Source organism: Limobrevibacterium gyesilva, assembly GCF_025989185.1.
Taxonomy (GTDB): domain Bacteria; phylum Pseudomonadota; class Alphaproteobacteria; order Acetobacterales; family Acetobacteraceae; genus Limobrevibacterium; species Limobrevibacterium gyesilva.
Map to the genome: position 1 here is coordinate 321,687 of NZ_JAPDNT010000002.1, position 16,565 is coordinate 338,251.

17 protein-coding genes are annotated in these 16,565 nt (G+C 68.5%); 7 read left to right on the forward strand and 10 right to left on the reverse strand.

The window, feature by feature from the left end; translation table 11 throughout:
- Positions 1 to 68 precede the first annotated feature (68 nt).
- Both OL599_RS05430 and OL599_RS05435 read left to right on the forward strand, forming a co-directional pair.
- The gene (locus OL599_RS05430; RefSeq protein WP_264712631.1) at positions 69 to 515 is read left to right on the forward strand and encodes an Lrp/AsnC family transcriptional regulator; all 447 of its coding nucleotides are present in this window, start codon (positions 69 to 71) and stop codon (positions 513 to 515) included.
- Between the two features lie 73 nt (positions 516 to 588).
- On the forward strand, positions 589 to 1,668 hold the full coding sequence (locus tag OL599_RS05435) for a tartrate dehydrogenase (protein ID WP_264712632.1): 1,080 nt from the start codon (positions 589 to 591) through the stop codon (positions 1,666 to 1,668).
- An 18-nt stretch (positions 1,669 to 1,686) separates the two neighbouring features.
- Here the strand turns inward: OL599_RS05435 and OL599_RS05440 are convergent, their stop codons facing one another.
- The 9 genes from OL599_RS05440 to OL599_RS05480 form a co-directional block, all read right to left on the reverse strand.
- The gene (locus tag OL599_RS05440) at positions 1,687 to 2,478 is read right to left on the reverse strand and encodes an ABC transporter permease (RefSeq protein ID WP_264712633.1); all 792 of its coding nucleotides are present in this window, start codon (positions 2,476 to 2,478) and stop codon (positions 1,687 to 1,689) included.
- Positions 2,471 to 3,253, reverse strand: coding sequence for an ABC transporter ATP-binding protein (locus OL599_RS05445; protein ID WP_264712634.1), 783 nt, complete (start codon positions 3,251 to 3,253; stop codon positions 2,471 to 2,473). The genes OL599_RS05440 and OL599_RS05445 overlap by 8 nt, the downstream gene beginning before the upstream one ends.
- Positions 3,250 to 4,263: an ABC transporter substrate-binding protein gene (locus OL599_RS05450; RefSeq protein ID WP_264712635.1), complete on the reverse strand. Its 1,014-nt coding sequence runs from the start codon at positions 4,261 to 4,263 to the stop codon at positions 3,250 to 3,252. The genes OL599_RS05445 and OL599_RS05450 overlap by 4 nt, the downstream gene beginning before the upstream one ends.
- Positions 4,264 to 4,334: 71 nt before the next feature.
- Positions 4,335 to 4,970 (reverse strand): glutathione S-transferase family protein, encoded by a 636-nt coding sequence (locus OL599_RS05455; protein WP_264712636.1) that lies wholly within the window; start codon positions 4,968 to 4,970, stop codon positions 4,335 to 4,337.
- Positions 4,963 to 5,436: a protein-tyrosine phosphatase family protein gene (locus OL599_RS05460; RefSeq protein WP_264712637.1), complete on the reverse strand. Its 474-nt coding sequence runs from the start codon at positions 5,434 to 5,436 to the stop codon at positions 4,963 to 4,965. Before OL599_RS05460 ends, OL599_RS05455 begins: the two co-directional genes overlap by 8 nt.
- A gap of 8 nt (positions 5,437 to 5,444) precedes the next feature.
- Entirely contained in the window at positions 5,445 to 6,191 is a 747-nt protein-coding gene (locus OL599_RS05465) for an ABC transporter ATP-binding protein (RefSeq protein ID WP_264712638.1), read from the reverse strand.
- On the reverse strand, positions 6,181 to 8,202 hold the full coding sequence (locus tag OL599_RS05470) for a branched-chain amino acid ABC transporter ATP-binding protein/permease (protein WP_264712639.1): 2,022 nt from the start codon (positions 8,200 to 8,202) through the stop codon (positions 6,181 to 6,183). Before OL599_RS05470 ends, OL599_RS05465 begins: the two co-directional genes overlap by 11 nt.
- Before the next feature lie 13 nt (positions 8,203 to 8,215).
- Positions 8,216 to 9,145: a branched-chain amino acid ABC transporter permease gene (locus tag OL599_RS05475; RefSeq protein WP_264712640.1), complete on the reverse strand. Its 930-nt coding sequence runs from the start codon at positions 9,143 to 9,145 to the stop codon at positions 8,216 to 8,218.
- Positions 9,146 to 9,176: 31 nt separating this feature from the next.
- Positions 9,177 to 10,418, reverse strand: coding sequence for a branched-chain amino acid ABC transporter substrate-binding protein (locus OL599_RS05480; protein WP_264712641.1), 1,242 nt, complete (start codon positions 10,416 to 10,418; stop codon positions 9,177 to 9,179).
- A gap of 185 nt (positions 10,419 to 10,603) precedes the next feature.
- Here OL599_RS05480 and OL599_RS05485 point away from each other — a divergent pair, with 185 nt between their 5' ends.
- The 4 genes from OL599_RS05485 (at position 10,604) to OL599_RS05500 (ending at position 14,769) form a co-directional block, all read left to right on the forward strand.
- The gene (locus tag OL599_RS05485; RefSeq protein ID WP_264712642.1) at positions 10,604 to 12,418 is read left to right on the forward strand and encodes an ABC-F family ATP-binding cassette domain-containing protein; all 1,815 of its coding nucleotides are present in this window, start codon (positions 10,604 to 10,606) and stop codon (positions 12,416 to 12,418) included.
- A complete protein-coding gene (locus OL599_RS05490) occupies positions 12,415 to 12,585 on the forward strand; it encodes a DUF6726 family protein (RefSeq protein WP_264712643.1) in 171 nt (56 codons plus the stop codon). Before OL599_RS05485 ends, OL599_RS05490 begins: the two co-directional genes overlap by 4 nt.
- Positions 12,586 to 12,659: 74 nt before the next feature.
- Entirely contained in the window at positions 12,660 to 13,904 is a 1,245-nt protein-coding gene (locus tag OL599_RS05495; RefSeq protein WP_264712644.1) for a molybdopterin molybdotransferase MoeA, read from the forward strand.
- Positions 13,897 to 14,769 (forward strand): formate dehydrogenase accessory sulfurtransferase FdhD, encoded by an 873-nt coding sequence (locus OL599_RS05500; RefSeq protein WP_264712645.1) that lies wholly within the window; start codon positions 13,897 to 13,899, stop codon positions 14,767 to 14,769. Before OL599_RS05495 ends, OL599_RS05500 begins: the two co-directional genes overlap by 8 nt.
- A 29-nt stretch (positions 14,770 to 14,798) precedes the next feature.
- Here OL599_RS05500 and mobA read toward each other — a convergent pair whose 3' ends face one another.
- Complete coding sequence (gene mobA / locus OL599_RS05505) at positions 14,799 to 15,413, reverse strand: molybdenum cofactor guanylyltransferase MobA (RefSeq protein ID WP_264712646.1); 615 nt, start codon at positions 15,411 to 15,413, stop codon at positions 14,799 to 14,801.
- 138 nt (positions 15,414 to 15,551) lie between these two features.
- On the opposite strand from mobA, the gene OL599_RS05510 reads away from it, so the two are divergent.
- Positions 15,552 to 16,562, forward strand: coding sequence for a TRAP transporter substrate-binding protein (locus OL599_RS05510; protein ID WP_264712647.1), 1,011 nt, complete (start codon positions 15,552 to 15,554; stop codon positions 16,560 to 16,562).
- The last annotated feature ends 3 nt before the right edge of the window (positions 16,563 to 16,565 follow it).

Here is a 16,565-nt window from a genome sequence, read left to right on the forward strand (position 1 = left end):
GCGCTGCTAACAAAAAGGCAGCGATATGCTATATTTCCGGCAGGAACCGGGCAAAGCGTCAGGCATAAATGGCGAAACAGCAGACCGAAGCCGAACTCGACGAGACCGACCGCGCGTTGATCGCCAGGCTGCGCGACAACAGCCGCATCCCGACGGCCACGCTCGCCCGGCAGCTCGGCGTGTCGCGTGGTACGGTGCAGAACCGGATCGACCGGCTGGTGGCAAGCGGCATCCTGGTGGGCTTCACGGTGCGGCTGCGCGGCGACGTCGAGACCGGGATGGTGCGTGCCATCACCTCGCTGGAAGTCCGCTCGACCGACAACCGCAACGTGGTCGCTGCGCTGAAGCGCAATCCCGAGGTGAGCCGGATCCACTCGACCAGCGGGCGCTGGGACCTGGTGGTGGAGATCCAGGCCCACGACCTGGCGGCGCTGGACCAGGTGCTGACGCACATCCGCACGATCCCGGCGGTGACCCATTCCGAGACCTGCATCCTGTTGGCAGAACTGCGATAGGCGGCCGGGGCTGGACGGTCGCGCGTGGGCGGGGGCACTCTGCCGCCCTCGCCCCCTCCACAGGATCTCCCGCATGCGCCAGTACCGGATCGCCTCCATTCCCGCCGACGGCATCGGGCCGGAGGTGATCGGCGCCGGGCTGGAGGTGCTGGATGCGCTGGCGGCGCGCGATGGCGGGTTCTCGCTGGCGGTCGATCATTACGATTGGGGGTCGGACTACTACCGCAAGCACGGCGTGCTGATGCCGGCGGACGGGCTGGAGCGGCTGAAGGGCGCGGACGCGATCTATTTCGGGGCGGTCGGCGCGCCCGACATCCCCGATCACGTGACGCTGTGGGGCCTGCGCCTGCCGATCTGCCAGGGCTTCGATCAGTACGCCAATGTGCGGCCCACCCGCATCCTGCCCGGCGTGACGTCGCCGTTGCGCGATGCCGGGCCCGAGGATCTCGACTGGCTGATCGTGCGCGAGAACAGCGAGGGCGAGTACGCCGGCCATGGCGGGCGCGCCCATCGCGGCCTGCCGGAGGAAGTGGCCACCGAGGTCGCGATCTTCACCCGCGTCGGCGTGGAGCGGATCATGCGCTTCGCCTTCGACTGCGCCCGCAAGCGGCCGCGCAAATTGCTGACCGTGGTGACGAAGTCGAACGCGCAGCGCCACGGCATGGTGTTCTGGGACGAGATCGCGGCCCTGGTCGCGGCGGATTATCCGGACGTGACCTGGGACAAGGAACTGGTGGACGCCATGACCATGCGCATGGTGCGCAAGCCACAGACGATCGACACGGTGGTGGCGACCAACCTGCATGCGGACATCCTGTCCGACCTTGCCGCGGCACTGGCCGGCAGCCTGGGCGTGGCGCCGACCGGCAATGTCGATCCGCAGCGCCGTTATCCCTCGATGTTCGAGCCGATCCATGGCTCGGCCTTCGACATCACCGGCAAGGGCATCGCCAATCCGGTGGCGAGCTTCTGGACGGCGTCGATGATGCTGGAGCATCTGGGCGAGGCCCGCGCCGCCGCCGCGCTGATGACCGCCGTCGAGCAGGTCTGCGCGGCCGGCATCCTGACGCCGGACCTCGGCGGCAAGGCGACGACCAAGGAGGTGACGCGGGCGATGTGCGAGGCGATCCGCGGCATCAATCTCGCGGGGTGACGGGGGCCGCGGACCGGCCTACCGCCAGCCCAGCAGCGCCCGCTCGATGCGGCCGATCAGCCAGGATGCGGCGAGGCCGATCGCGCTGAGCACGACGATGCCGGCCATCAGATTGTCCACGTCGTAGAGGTTGCCGGCCGAAAGGACGAAGGCGCCGATGCCCTTTTCCGCGCCGATCATCTCGGCGGCCACCAGCAGGACGATGGCGATCGAGGTGGTGATGCGGAAGCCCGACAGGATCGCCGGCAGCGCGCCGGGCAGCACGATCTTGCGGACGATGGAGCGCCAGGGCAGGCCGAAGGACTGGCCCATGCGGATCAGCCCGCGCGGCACGCCGTCCACCCCGGCCATGGTGTTGATGACGGTGGGAAAGAACACGCCGAAGGCCAGCGTGGCGATCTTCGATCCCTCGCCGATGCCGAACCAGATGATGAACAGCGGCACCAGTGCGATCTTGGGAATCGGGAAGAATGCCGATACCACCGCCATCCCCGGGGACCGCGCCAGCGTGAACAGGCCGATGGCGAAGCCCACGACCAGCCCGGCGACGGTTCCCGCCAGCCAGCCGATCGCCAGCCGTTGCAAGGATGCACCGAGATGCATCCACAGCTCGCCGCTGAGCGCGAGGTCGCGGATGGCGCCGGCGATTCCCGCAGGCGTGGACAGGAAGATCGTGGAGATCCAGCCCAGCGAGGCCGCCAGCTGCCACAGCGCCAGCAGCGCGACCAGCGTCGCCACGCCGGCCGCGGGCACGTCGCGCGGGGCGAAGCCGCGGGCCCGGAAGGGGATCGGTCCGGACAGCCTAGGCACGCTCCAGCTCCCGGTCGGCTTCGGCGGCATCGGCGCGGATCAGGTCCCACAGTCGTGTCTCGACGGCCAGCAGGTCGGGATCGGTGGCAGTGCGGCCGGCGATCGGGCGATCGATGCGCAGGATCTCGCGCACGCGGCCGGGGCGGCGCGACAGCACCACGATCTGCTGGCCGAGCAGAGCTGCTTCCGCGAGGTTGTGGGTGACGTAGGCGACGGTGACGCCGGAGCGGGCGATGATCGCGGCCAGCTCGTCCTGCAGCAACCCGCGCGTCTGCGCGTCGAGCGCGGAGAGCGGTTCGTCCATCAACAGCACGGCAGGGCGCACCGCGAGCGCCCGGGCGATGCCGACGCGCTGGCGCATGCCGCCGGACAGCTGCTTCGGCCAGGCATCGGCGAACCGGGACAGCCCGGTCAGCTCCAGCATCTCCGCCACCCGGGCGCGGCGCGCGGCCGGCGGCAAGGCGGTGTCTTCCAGCGCGAGCGAAATGTTGCCCGCGACGGTGCGCCACGGCAGCAGCGCGAAATCCTGGAACACGTAGGTCAGCGGGTTGAGGCAGTCCGGCGCCACCTCGCCGTCCAACCGCACGCTGCCGCCATCCGGGGCGAGCATGCCGCCGAGGATGCCGAGCAGCGTGGACTTGCCGCAGCCGGAAGGGCCGACCAGCACCAGCACCTCGCCGGGCGGCACGCTGAGGTCGATCCCTTCCAGCACCGACAGGCCGCGATAGGCGTGGCGAATGCCCCGCGCCTCCAGCCGGATGGACGAGGCCGTCATCGCGTCGGCAGAAAGCCGGTGTCGACGATGTCGGCGGGGTCGATCGGGCCCTTCACCATGCCCTGTGCCTGGAACCAGGCGATCTGGGCCCGCACGTCCTGCACATCGAGCGCCGCGCCCTCGTCGTACCAGCCGATGCCGGCCTTGATCTTCTCGGCGGCATTCGGGTCGCCGATGAAGACGTATTTCGCGATGGCCGGGATCGCGGCGTCGGTCTTGGCGTCGACGATCGGCTTGTGCTGGGCGTCGAAGCGCAGGAAGGCCTCGCGGTAGTCGGCGACGCCGCGCTGGTAGGCGCCGCAGAAAGCCTTCAATGCGGCGGCGCGTTCGGCGATGACCGCGCGCGTGGTGAACAGCGCGGTAATCTGATAGGGCACGTGGTCGCCGACCCAGCCGATGATGTGCGCCTCGCCGCTGGCGGCGGCCGGGCGGGCCATGGAGGCGATGGCCATGGTGGCGTCCACCTGGCCGGTGCGGACGGCCGCGACCATGTTGCTGATCTGCTGCAACGGCCGCAGCGTGACGGTCTTGAGGTCGAAGCCCGCGACGTCGGCGAGGCGGCCGATCATGTAGTGGAACGAGCTGCCGTACTGGGTGATGGCGAAGCTGTGCCCGGCCAGCTTGTCGAGCGAAGTCAGCCCGGCGTCGTAGGCTTTCTTCGAGACCAGTACGGCGGTGAGGTCATAGCCCTTCTGCTCGTGCAGGCCGCCGCCGATCACCTTCAGCGCGCCCTTGCCGGCCAGGCTGAAGAAGCCGCCGGTGAGCGCGGTGATGCCGACGTCGATGTCGCCCGCGACCGCCGCCGCGGCGATCGGCTGGGCGGCCTCGAAGAAACGGAACTGGACGTCGAGCCCCGCCTGGGTGAAGTAGCCACGCTCCTGCGCGAGGTAGAACGGCGCCGGGGAGACCGTGTGCAGCAGGCCAAGGCGAATCGTCTCCGCGGCACGTGCGCCTCTTGCCGTGAGCGCCGCCGCCATCAGGCCCAGACAGGCCCGTCTGCCCAAATGCATGATATCCCTCCCCCGCATCGATCGCGTCCACTTGCCACAGTTCCCGGCGCCCGGCCAGAAGGCCGTTGGTATCAGACGAGCGGTGCGGCCAACCCTTCGGCGGCAAAAGTGGCCTGCACCGCGGGGCGTGCCAGCACCCGTTCGGCGAAGGCGCCCAGCGCCGGCAGCGTGCGCGGTGGCCGCGGCATGCCCCGGCCCCAGCGGAGCAGCATCAGCAGAAACAGGTCAGCGGCGGAGAAAGTCCGGCCCAGCAGGAACGGGCCGTCGCCCAGCGCGCCCGCGATCCGGTCGAACATGCCGTTCAGGCGCTGCCCGGCGGCGGCCTGCACCGTGGCGGCGGCTGCGGGATCGAGAACGTGCTCGTGCGGGTAGAACCAGGCGTGATATTCGGCCTGGGGCGTGTTGGTGAGGTGGACCATCCATTTGTAGAACTGCGCCCGCTCGGGCGTGCCCACCGGCGGCGCCAGGCCGGCTTCGGGATGGCGGTCCACCAGATACAGCGCGATCGCCGCCGTCTCGTACAGCACGAGGTCGCCGTCCACCAGCACGGGAATGCGTCCGTGCGGATTGAGCTTGAGGTACTCGGGGCTTTTCTGCGCGTCGCGCGTACGGTCGACCAGCCGCAGCTCGAACGCCGCGCCGAGCTCGCGCAGCAGCATGTGCGGGAACAGGCTGGCATTGCCGGGGTAGTAGTACAGGCTAAGCATCACGCTCCTCATTGTTCGTTCGCAACGCATCATACATGCGCCAGACCGCATCCGTATCGGATTGCCTGACCGCCTGTTCCTGGGCCGCCGTCTCCACGGCATGCGGATGGTACTGTGCTCGGGTCCACGCGACGGGGTCGGGCATGCCCGCGAGCTTCGCCAGCGCCGCGATGATGGTGCCGGTGCGGCCGAAGCCCGCGCGGCAGCCGACATAGACCGGGTCGTCCGGACGTTGCCGCATCAGCACCAGCAGCCGCGCCAGGCCGAGGCGAAGCTGCGCCTCGGTGGGCGGCTGGAAATCGGGGATGTCGATCCGCAGATCCGCCAGCGGGGCCTTCGCGGAGCCGGCTTCGAGGCACACCCCGATGGCCGGCGGTGCGTACGAGTCGAAAGGACCGCCGGCGATGCGGCGGTCCCGTCCGAAGAAGCGCAGTGTGACGGCGCCATTCGGCGCCGACGTTGTCATGGCGTGGGTCAGGCGGCGACGTCCACCTTGAGCTCGCCGAGATACGCCTCGCGGATCAACGGGTTCACCCGCAGTTCCGCCGCCGTGCCCGACAGCACCACCGCTCCGGTCTGCAGCACATAGGCGCGATGCGCGATCGACAGCGCCATGTTGGCGTTCTGCTCCACCATGAAGATGGTGGTGCCCTGCTTGTTGATCTCCTGGATGATGTCGAACACCTGCTCCACATACAGCGGCGACAGGCCCATCGACGGCTCGTCCATGCAGATCAGCCGGGGGCGCGCCATCAGCGCGCGCCCGATCGCCACCATCTGCTGCTCGCCGCCCGACAGCGTGCCGCCAAGCTGGTTGCGGCGCTCCTTCACGCGGGGGAACAGGCTGTAGACACGCTCGAGGTCCTCGCTGAACCGGGCCCCGCGCGGCTGCGTGTAGGCGCCCATTTCCAGGTTCTCGTAGACGGTCATGCGCGGGAACAGGCGCCGCGCCTCCAGCACCGGGGCGATGCCCAATTTCACCCGTTCGCTGGTCGGCAGCTTCTCGATCGGCTTGCCGTCGAAGATCACGGTGCCGGTGGCAGGTCGTACGATGCCCATGATGGTCTTCATGGTCGTCGACTTGCCGCAGGCATTGCCGCCCAGCAGGCTGACGATCTCGCCCTTGCCGATCGTGTAGTTGACGTTCTTCAGGGCGTGCAGGTCGCCGTAGTAGGTGTTGACGTTGGTGAATTCCAGCAGCAGTGAACCGTCACGCGACATTTCCGGTCTCCGCAAGGGCTGCGCGCGCGGCACGCCCGAGATAGGCGGTCAACACCTCCTCGTTGCGGCGGACTTCGTCGGGCCTGCCCTCGGCGATCTTGTCGCCGTGGTCGAGCACGACCACCGTGTCCGCCAGCTTGGTCACCACGTCCAGCTTGTGTTCGATCAGCAGGATGGTCAGGCCCATTTCGTGCAGGCTCTTGATCTGCTCGGCGAGTTCCAGCGTCTCGTTGGGGTTCATGCCTGCCGTCGGCTCGTCGAGCAGCAGGATCTTCGGTTTGGAGGCCAGTGCGCGCGAGATCTCCACGCGCCGGCGATTGGCATAGGACAGGCCGCTCACCGTCTGGTTGGCACGTGGCGTCAGCCGGTTGCCGAACAGGCCGATGATGTCGAGCGCCCATTTGCGCGCCCCTTCCTCCTCGGCTTTCGTCCAGGGCGGATGGAACACTGCGGCGAACGGGCCGGTGCGCAGCCGGGAATGCTGGCCGATCAGCACGTTTTCCAGCACCGTGAGGTTGGGAAACAGGCGGATGTTCTGGAAGGTGCGGGCCACCCCGCGCTCCAGCACCTCGTGCGGCGCCAGCCCCAGCAGCTCGGCGCCGTGGAACTTGATGCTGCCGCTGTGGGCCTGCACCAGGCCGGTGATCGCATTGAACAGCGTCGACTTCCCCGAGCCGTTGGGCCCGATCACCGCAACCACGCCGCCGGCGGGCACCGTCAGGTCCACGTTGTTCAGGGCCGTCAGGCCGCCGAACTTCACGGTGACGCCGCGGATCTCCAGCGCATTGCCGGGGGTGGACTCCCAGTGCGGGATGCGGTCGAGATTGACGAAGCCGCCACGCCGCACCTCGGCGTGCTGCGCCTCGAACGACAGGGCGGGGATGGCGCGCGTGGCCGGGATCAGGCCGTCGCGGCGGAACAGCATCATCAGCACCAGGATGAGGCCGAACAGCATCTGCGTCCAATGCACGAGATCGACGCTCATCAGCCACGGGCTGCCGACCATCTCGCCGAACGCGCGCACCACGTTGGTGGACTCCGGCAGGAACCAAGACTGCATGAGCTGCAGCAGGCAGGCGCCCACCACCACGCCCCAGACACTGCCCATGCCGCCCAGCACCACCATGACCAGCAGCATGGAGGAAACCGAGAAGCTGAACATCTCCGGCGTCGCGGTCTGCAGCTTGGCGATATAGTAAACGCCGGTCATGCCGGCGAAGGCGGCGCCGATGGCGAATGCCAGCAGCTTGAAGTGGACGAGATTCACGCCCATCGCGCTGGCCGCCGTCTCGTCCTCGCGGATCGCCATCCAGGCCCGGCCTATTCGGGAATCACGCAGCCGGATCGAGACGAAGATCAGGAACGCCACCAGCAGCATGCCGACATAGTAGTAGGGCAACGCATCGACGCCGAAGCTGTAGCCCAGGATCCGCGGCGCCTGCACGCCGTTCAGCCCGGCCGCGCCGTTGGTGACCGAGTCCACGTTGCGTGCCACGATCGGCACGATCTCGCCGAAGCCGAGGGTTACGATGGCCAGGTAGTCGCCGCGCAGCCGCAACGTGGGCGCGCCGAACAGCACGCCGAAGAATGCGGTCACCAGTGCTGCCGTGGGCAGCGCGAGCCAGAACGACAAGGTGAAGTGCACCAGGTCGGGACCGCCCTGGTTGATCTTCTGCACCAGCCCCAGGAAGGCGAAGGGGGCCCAGGCGTCGCTCCAGAGCGGCATCACCTGGAAGCTGGTGAAGATGCCGTAGTAGTAGGCGCCGATGGCGAAGAACGCGGCGTAGCCGAGGTCGAGCAGGCCGGCGAAACCGACCACGATGTTGAGGCCCAGCGCCAGCGTCGCATACGACATGGCATTGGCCATGGCGTCGGTGTTCGCGTCGTTGTCCATCACCAGGGGCAACAGCGCGAAGGCGGCGGCCAGCACGAGCAGGGCCAGCAGGCGGCGGCGCTCCGGCGGGAGGCTTGCGAAGGGGCGGCCGAGCAGGTTCACGGCAGTGGCATACATGGCTCGGCTCCCTTCAGGACTTGTTCGGGGCCACGCGGCCCATCAGGCCGACCGGCTTGAACACGAGAACCAGCACGAGAATTCCGAAGATGATCACGTCGGTCCAGGCGGTGCCGACGACCTGCCCGCTGAGCGCCTCGATCAGACCGATCAGCACCCCGCCCACCATGGCGCCCGGCACGTTGCCGATCCCGCCCAGCACCGCGGCGGTGAAGGCGCGCAGGCCCGCAGCAAAGCCGATATCGACCTTGCTGAGGTTGTAGTAGAGGCCGAAGATCATCCCGGACGCGCCGGCGAGCGCGGAGCCGACGAAGAACGCGGTCATCACCACCCGATCGACCTCGACGCCCATCATCCTGGCGGCTTCGGGGTCCTGGGCGGTGGCGCGCATGGCCTTGCCCAGCCGGGTGAACTGCACGAAATAGGTCAGCCCGCCCATCAGCACGAGCGAGATGATCCAGATCAGGATCTCGCGCAGGCGCAGCACCGCGCCGCCGATGGCAAACGTGAGCGGCGGCAGCGGATTCGGGAAATTCTTCGAATCCGCGCCGATCGACAGCAGGACGGCGTTGAACAGGACATACGACACGCCGATCGTGGTGATCATCGCGGCCGGACCCTTCACTGCGCGCAACGGACGCAGCAGGAAGCGCTCGATCGCCACGCCTATGGCGCCACAGAGCGTCATGGAGGCCAGAAAGGCCACCAGCATAACTCCCACCAGCGGCAATCCGGTCAGGATGGTGTCCTGACCGGACAGGCCGAACATCTGCAACGTGACCATGGCGACGAACGAGCCGACCATGAACACGTTGAAGTGCGAGAAGTTGATGAGCTCCATGATGCCATAGACGAGGGTGAATCCGAGCGCCAGCAATGAATACATGGCGCCCAGACTCAGGCCATTGATCGCCTGTTGCAGGAAGAGATCGGCTGTCGTCATGCCCTGTCCCCCGGTCCCTAGCTCGATCGCATCAGGCCATGGGCGCCACGCCGACGTACTTGTATTGGGCGTCCGGATCGTCCAGCGGCTTCGTCGTGTCCTTCTTGATCTGGAAGACGCTGATGACCTTGTTCTTCAGGTCGCCGTTCTCGTCGAACTCCACGGGGCCCTGCAGGGTGTTCGAGATCTTGGTCGCCTGGATGGCGTCGCGCACGGTGTCGCGGTTCACCGGCTTGCCGGCGTTCACCAGCATCTTCACCGCCTCAATGATGACCCGGGCACCGGTGTAGCAAGTGACCGTGTAGTCGTCGGGACGAAGATTGAAGCGGGCGAAGTAGCGGTCACTGAAGTCCTTGGTCTTCGGGTCGTCGGTGACATGCGGCGAGGCCACGGTGGCATACCAGCCCTCGACCGCCGGGAAGCCGGCGCCCTTCAGCAGGTCGGCGCTCTGCATGCCGTCGCCGCCGGCCTTGATCACGTTCGGGATGATTTCGTAGGCCTGCTTCGCCAGTTTCACGCCGGCCTGGCCCACGCCGCCATAGTACAGCGCATCCGGGTTCATCGACTTGATCTTGGTCAGGATGGTCGCGTAGTCGACGGCCTTCGGATCCAGCCGGTCGCGGCCGAGCACCTTGATCCCCTTCTTCTCCGCCTGGGCCTGGAAGGAATCGGCGATGCCAACGCCGTAGGCGCCTGAGTCGTCGAGGACGAAGACCGACTTCACCTTCAGCACATCGGCCATGTAGTTGGCCATGTTCGGGCCCTGATAGGCGTCCGTCGCGACCGTGCGGAAGTAGATCGCCTTGCCGTTCGGGCGGTACTGGGCGGCGAACTTCGGATCGGTGATGTCCGGGTTCGTCGAGGACGGGGTGATCGTGGCGAGGTTGCCGGCGCTGAGGATCGGCGACATCGCTTTGCCGGCGCCCGACATCTGCGGGCCGAGTGCCGCGATGTAGCCCTTGTCCGACACCATCTTGCGGGCGTTGGTGGCGGCCTGGGCGGGGTCGTACTGGCCGGCGGTGGCGGTGCCGTCGTCGAGCTTCACCGGCTCGAAGGTGACACCTTTGACTTCCTTGTATTTGTTGGCCTCCTCGAAGGCCAGGATGCCGCCATTGGCGACGCGGGTCGCGGACTCCGAATCCGCACCGGTGTAAGACAGGTTGATACCGACCTTGACGACCATGTCGGCCGCATACGCGCCCTGGGTGACGCCGAAGGTAGCGGTGGCCGCGATGCCGGCGGCGGCCTTAAAGGCGGAACGACGCGTTAGCATGTGTTTCTTATCTCCCTGTTTTGCAGTCTTGGTGGCGCAGGCGTGTAACGGACTGTACCACTGAGGCGAACCATGAATGTGTCATGCCGCCAAGGCAAGCCTGCATCTCGCCCGGCGCAGAGGCAAGGGGAGACATCATCGGCGTGCGACGTGCAGCGGCGGCGCCGCGTGCTAGAAGCGCGGCCATGGCACCTCCTCTGCTCACCCTGCAAGATATCCGGCTCACCCTTGGCACCGCACCGCTTCTGGAAGGTGCCGAATTGGCAGTCAGCCCTGGCGACAGGCTGTGTCTGGTCGGGCGGAACGGCTCGGGAAAATCAACATTGCTCAGGATTGCGGCAGGCACACTGCAGCCCGATGCCGGCGTGCGCTTCCTGCAACCCGGTGTCACCGTACGCTACCTGCCGCAGGAGCCGGACTTGACAGGATTCCCGACGACGCTTGCCTATGTCGAAGCGGGACTCGGTCCGGGAGACGACGCGCACCGGGCGGCCTATCTGCTCGGCGAGCTGGGGTTGACCGGCGGCGAGAACCCGGCCGTCCTGTCCGGCGGCGAGGCCCGCCGCGCCGCACTGGCCCGTGCGCTGGCGCCGTCGCCCGATATCCTGCTGCTGGACGAGCCCACCAACCACCTCGACCTGCCTGCCATCGCCTGGCTGGAGGCGGAGCTGGCGTCGCTGCGCTCGGCCATGGTGCTGATCAGCCATGACCGCCGCCTGCTGGAAGCGCTGTCGCGCACGATCGTCTGGCTCGACCGCGGCATCACGCGCAGACTCGACCGCGGCTTCGCGCATTTCGAGGCCTGGCGCGACGAGACGCTGGAGCAGGAGGAGCGCGAGCAGCACAAGCTGGGCCGCAAGCTGGCGATGGAGGAGGACTGGCTTCGCTATGGCGTGACCGCGCGGCGCAAGCGCAACGTGAAGCGGCTGGCCAATCTGCACGCGCTGCGGGTCCAGCGCCGCCAGCAGCGCGGCAACACCGGCGGGCTGAAGCTGGCGGCCGCCGAGGGGGAGCTGTCCGGCAAGCTGGTGGTGGTGGCCAAAGGCGTCGGGAAGGCGTTCGGCGGCAGGCCGGTCATCCGCGACCTGACCACGCGGGTGCTGCGCGGCGACCGCGTCGGCATCGTCGGGCCGAACGGCGCCGGCAAGACCACGCTGCTGTCGCTGCTGACCGGGCAGCTCGCGGCGGACGAGGGCGAGATCAGGCTGGGCGCGGGGCTGCAGATGGTGGCGCTGGATCAGCGGCGGGAAAGCCTGGACCCCGGCGCCACGCTGGCGGACACGCTGACCGGCGGGCATGGCGACAGCGTGGTGGTGAATGGCCAGTCCCGGCATGTCATCGGCTACATGAAGGACTTCCTGTTCGCGCCCGAGCAGGCGCGCACGCCGGTCGGCGTTCTGTCCGGCGGCGAGCGCGGGCGGCTGGCGCTGGCGGTGGCGTTGGCGCGACCGAGCAACCTGCTGGTGCTGGACGAGCCGACCAACGACCTCGACCTGGAGACGCTGGAACTGCTGCAGGAACTGCTGGCGGACTATGCCGGAACCGTGCTGCTGGTCAGCCACGACCGCGACTTCCTGGACCGCGTGTGCACCAGCGTGATCAACGCCGAGGGCAACGGGCGCTGGATCGACTATGCCGGCGGCTATTCGGACATGCTGGCGCAGCGCGGCCCGATCGTGAATGTGCCGGCGGCTGTGCCGGCCGCGCCCGGCCGGCCGCGTCCGGCCCAGGGGTCGGCATCGGCGCCGGCCGGCCCCGCACGGAAACTGTCGTTCAAGGAGAAGCACGCGCTGGACACGCTGCCGGCGCAGATCGACAAGCTGCAGGCGACCATCGCGAAACTGCGCGGCGCGCTGGCCGACCCGGATCTGTACGCACGCGACCCGAAGATATTCCAGCGCGCCACCGACGCGCTGGCCAACGCCGAGACGGAACTGGCGCAGGCGGAAGAACGCTGGCTGGAGCTGGAGCTTCTGCGCGAGGAGGTCGAGAGTCGATGACGGCGCTGCTGCGGGCGACGCTGGTGGCGGCGCTGCCCTTGTTGTCCGGCTGCGGTCTGGCCGCCGCACCGTGCCGGGTCGGCTCGGCGGTGTTGAAGATCTTTCCCTATGTCGGCCACACCGCCGCCGCGCCGACCGATGCCTGCGCCGACGCGATCGACCCGTAGGCGGGTCCGGTGGCGCTTGACAGCCGCGGCCCGACGCACGACTCAGAGGCGATGACGGCACGCGCGAGGCCCTTATGGCGCAGTTGAGCGACGACTGCTTCGCCTTCGGCGGTGCCCTTCTGCCGCTTGATGACGCGCAGGCGCGGGTCGCAGCCCTGCATGCCTGTGTGGCCGGCCGCGAGGAAGTCGCCCTTGAAGCGGCGACAGGCCGCATCCTGGCGGCGGATTTCATCGCCCCGATCGACCTGCCGCCGCAGACCAACTCGGCGGTGGACGGCTATGCGGTCACCCACGCCGACCTGCTGGCGGACCGCCCGACCCTGCTGCCGCTGTTCGGGCGCACCGCGGCCGGCCACGCACCCGCCGGTCCGGTGCCGCGCGGCCATGCCAGCCGCATCTTCACCGGCGCGGTGATGCCCGAGGGACCGGACACCGTGATGATGCAGGAGGATTGCGAGGCCACCGATGCTGGCGTGGTGGTGCAGCCTGGCATCCGCCGTGGCGCCAATCGTCGCCCGGCCGGGGAGGATGTGGCGCGCGGCGCCATGGCGCTGCCGGGCGGGCGGAGATTGATGCCGCCGGATATCGGCCTGCTCGCCGCCTTGGGGATGGGCCGCGTGACGGTGCGGACGCCGTTGCGCGTGGCGCTGTTCTCGACCGGGGACGAGATCATCGACCCGCCGGCGCCGCTCGCGCCCGGCCGGGTCTACGACGCCAACCGCTTCATGCTCGCCGCCCTGCTGCGCCGCCTGGGCGCCAGCGTGCTGGACGGCGGCATCCTGCCGGACGACAGGCGCGCCACGCAGGAGGCGTTGGCGGCGGCGGCCGGACGGGCGGATCTGATGCTGACCTCGGGCGGCGTATCGACCGGCGAGGAGGACCATGTGCGTGCCGCGATCGCGGCGGCCGGGTCCCTCGCCTTCTGGCGCGTGGCCATCAAGCCCGGGCGGCCGGTGGCGCTGGGCGAGGTCGCGGGCACGCCGCTGCTGGGCCTGCCCGGCAATCCGGTGGCAGCGCTGGTCACGTTCGCGGCGCTGGGCCGGCCGCTGCTCGACCGGCTGGCGGGCGCGGTCTATGCGCCTCCGTCCCGCTTCGCCGTCGCCAGTGGTTTCGCCTATCGCAAGAAGGCGGGGCGACGCGAATATGTGCGCGTGCAGATCGGCGCGGACGGCATCGCCAGGCGCTATCCGAAGGAAGGGGCCGGGATCATCACCTCGCTGACCGAGAGCGACGCGCTGATGGAACTGCCCGAGGACATGACCGAGTTGGCGCCAGGCGATGTGGCGCCGTGCATTCCCATGGGGCTGCTGCATGGATGAGTTCCTGGTCGCGCCGGACCCGGATGATCCCGCGTTGTCGCGGGAGGTCGTGGGCATCGACCACACGGGCGCCACGGTGGCCACGCGCGTGCCGGTGGAACGGCCGCTGACGCTGTTCCTCAACAGCCAGGAAATCGTCACCATGATGACGATCGGCGACCGGCCGGACTGCCTGGCGGTGGGCTATCTGCTGAACCAGAACATGCTGAGCCGCGACGACGCGATCGACGCGGTGGAGTTCGATGCGGAGCTGGACGTGGTGGTGGTGCGCACGCCGCGGCGAACGAACTACGAGGAGAAGCTGAAGCGGCGCACGCTCACCTCCGGCTGCGCGCAGGGCACGGCGTTCGGCAATATGCTGGAGCGGTTCGAGGGCGTGCGGCTTGATGAAGATGCGCAACTTCGCACCTCCTGGCTGTATGCGCTGTCGCGCAAGATCAATACGCAGCCGAGCCTGTATCTGGCGGCCGGCGCCATCCATGGCTGCGTGCTGTGCGAGGCGGATCGGCCGCTCGTCTATATGGAGGATGTCGGCCGGCACAACGCGATCGACAAGATCGCCGGCTGGATGCACCTGAACGGCGTGGGGCCGGCGGACAAGCTGTTCTACACGACGGGACGGCTGACCTCCGAAATGGTCATCAAATGCGTGCAGATGGAAATCCCCATCCTGGTCAGCCGCAGCGGCTTCACCGCCTGGGGCGTGGAGCTTGCCCAGCAGGCCGGGCTGACGCTGATCGGCCGGGCGAAAGGCAAGCGCTTCATCTGCGTCTCCGGCGCCGGGCGGCTGCGCTTCGATGCCGATCCGGCCGAGCATGTGGCCGAGGGCGCCAGCCGCAAGGGATCGCGGGACGACGATGGATGAGCAGCGAAGCCGCCCGGTGGTCGCTGACATCATGAACCGAGCAGGCGGTCGGCTTCCTCTAGTTCCTCAGGCCGGTTGACGTTGAAGAACGGGTCGTAAGGCGCGTCATCGAACGCCGCCTCGGCCACGCCGTGCTGAGCGGTCCAGGCGTCGATCCGGCGCATCCCCGCCAGGAGCGACGCCTCCAGCGCGTCGGCCAGCGCCACCGGCCACAGCGCCACCACCGGATGCGTCCGCCCGGCGGAGGCGGCGCAGGCGATCGGCTGGCCCGAGGCGACCCGCGCCGCCTGCAGACGCGTCACCAGGTCTGCCGGCAGGAACGGCGTGTCGGTCGGCACGGAAAGCACGTCGCGCGCGCCGGGATACTGCGCGCGAGCCCAGCGCATGCCGGCGAGCACGCCGGCCAGGGGACCGGGAAAATCCGGCAGCGGATCGGCCACCACCGGCAGGCCCCAGGGGCGGAAACGCTCGGGGTCGCCGTTGGCGTTCAGCACAACAGCGCACACCTGCGGGGTGATGCGGTCGATCACATGGTCCAGCAGCGGCCGCCCGTGCAGCAGGCGCAGCGGCTTGTCGCCGCCCCCCATCCGCCGTGCGAGCCCCCCCGCCAGCAGCACCGCCACCGGCCGCCCGTCTTCCGCCATCAGGCCCCTCCCTCAAACATCGCCGATAAAGACCGTTGCACGATCGCCGAGGATCGCGACAATCCGGTCTGCGCAAGACGCAACAAGACGGCCCAAGATACCATCAGGACGGGCCCGCACCCCGGAGGATATGCAGCGATGACCCGCCTGACCCGCCGCAGCATGCTGGCCGCCGGCGCCGCCGTGCCGCTGTTCGCCATCCGCACCCGGCCGGCCCATGCCGCCGAGTTCAGCTACAAATATGCCAACAACCTGCCACTGTCCCACCCCATGAACGCCCGTGCCGCTGAGGCCGCGTCACGGGTCAAGGAGAAGACCGGCGGGCGGCTGGAGATCCAGATCTTCCCCAACAACCAGCTCGGCTCCGACACCGACACGCTGAGCCAGCTGCGCTCGGGGGCCGTGGAATTCTTCACCCTGTCCGGGCTGATCCTGTCCACCCTGGTGCCGACGGCGTCCATCAACGGCGTGGGCTTTGCCTTCAAGGATTACGGCCAGGTGTGGCCGGCCATGGACGGGCCGCTGGGCGCGCATGTGCGCGGCGAGGTCGCCAAGCGCGGCCTCTATGCCTTCGCCAGGCAATGGGACAACGGCTACCGGCAGATCACCAGCTCCACCAGGCCGATCCGCACGCCCGAGGACCTTAACGGCTTCAAGATCCGGGTTCCGCCCAGCCCGCTCTGGACCAGCCTGTTCAAGGCGTTCGGCGCCTCGCCCACCAGCATCAATTTCAGCGAGACCTACTCCGCGTTGCAGACCCGTATCGTCGACGGCCAGGAAAATCCGCTGGCGATCATCGACACGGCGAAGTTGTACGAGGTGCAGAAATACCTCTCGGTCACCAACCACATGTGGGACGGGTTCTGGTTCCTGGCCAACCGCCGCGCCTTCGAGGCGCTGCCGGCCGATATCCGCCAGACCGTCGAGGCCGAGTTCAACGCCTCCGCCCTGGCCGAGCGCGAGGACGTGGCGAAGTTGAACGCCACGTTGCAAGGATCGCTGAAGGCGAGAGGCATGGAGTTCATCGACACAGACGCCACCGCCTTCCGCGCCGCCCTGAAGAAAGCCGGATTCTACGCCGAGTGGCGCGAGAAGTTCGGCGCCGAGGCGTGGGGCGCGCTGGAAGCCGCCGTCGGCAGCCTGGCCTGACGG

Coding starts and splice junctions, on each gene's coding strand:
- OL599_RS05430 (WP_264712631.1), top strand. CDS start 69: ATGGCGAAACAGCAGACCGAAGCCGAACTCGACGAGACCGACCGCGCG.
- OL599_RS05435 (WP_264712632.1), top strand. CDS start 589: ATGCGCCAGTACCGGATCGCCTCCATTCCCGCCGACGGCATCGGGCCG.
- OL599_RS05445 (WP_264712634.1), bottom strand. CDS start 3,253: ATGACGGCCTCGTCCATCCGGCTGGAGGCGCGGGGCATTCGCCACGCC.
- OL599_RS05450 (WP_264712635.1), bottom strand. CDS start 4,263: ATGCATTTGGGCAGACGGGCCTGTCTGGGCCTGATGGCGGCGGCGCTC.
- OL599_RS05455 (WP_264712636.1), bottom strand. CDS start 4,970: ATGCTTAGCCTGTACTACTACCCCGGCAATGCCAGCCTGTTCCCGCAC.
- OL599_RS05460 (WP_264712637.1), bottom strand. CDS start 5,436: ATGACAACGTCGGCGCCGAATGGCGCCGTCACACTGCGCTTCTTCGGA.
- OL599_RS05465 (WP_264712638.1), bottom strand. CDS start 6,191: ATGTCGCGTGACGGTTCACTGCTGCTGGAATTCACCAACGTCAACACC.
- OL599_RS05470 (WP_264712639.1), bottom strand. CDS start 8,202: ATGTATGCCACTGCCGTGAACCTGCTCGGCCGCCCCTTCGCAAGCCTC.
- OL599_RS05475 (WP_264712640.1), bottom strand. CDS start 9,145: ATGACGACAGCCGATCTCTTCCTGCAACAGGCGATCAATGGCCTGAGT.
- OL599_RS05480 (WP_264712641.1), bottom strand. CDS start 10,418: ATGCTAACGCGTCGTTCCGCCTTTAAGGCCGCCGCCGGCATCGCGGCC.
- OL599_RS05485 (WP_264712642.1), top strand. CDS start 10,604: ATGGCACCTCCTCTGCTCACCCTGCAAGATATCCGGCTCACCCTTGGC.
- OL599_RS05490 (WP_264712643.1), top strand. CDS start 12,415: ATGACGGCGCTGCTGCGGGCGACGCTGGTGGCGGCGCTGCCCTTGTTG.
- OL599_RS05495 (WP_264712644.1), top strand. CDS start 12,660: ATGGCGCAGTTGAGCGACGACTGCTTCGCCTTCGGCGGTGCCCTTCTG.
- OL599_RS05500 (WP_264712645.1), top strand. CDS start 13,897: ATGGATGAGTTCCTGGTCGCGCCGGACCCGGATGATCCCGCGTTGTCG.
- mobA (WP_264712646.1), bottom strand. CDS start 15,413: ATGGCGGAAGACGGGCGGCCGGTGGCGGTGCTGCTGGCGGGGGGGCTC.
- OL599_RS05510 (WP_264712647.1), top strand. CDS start 15,552: ATGACCCGCCTGACCCGCCGCAGCATGCTGGCCGCCGGCGCCGCCGTG.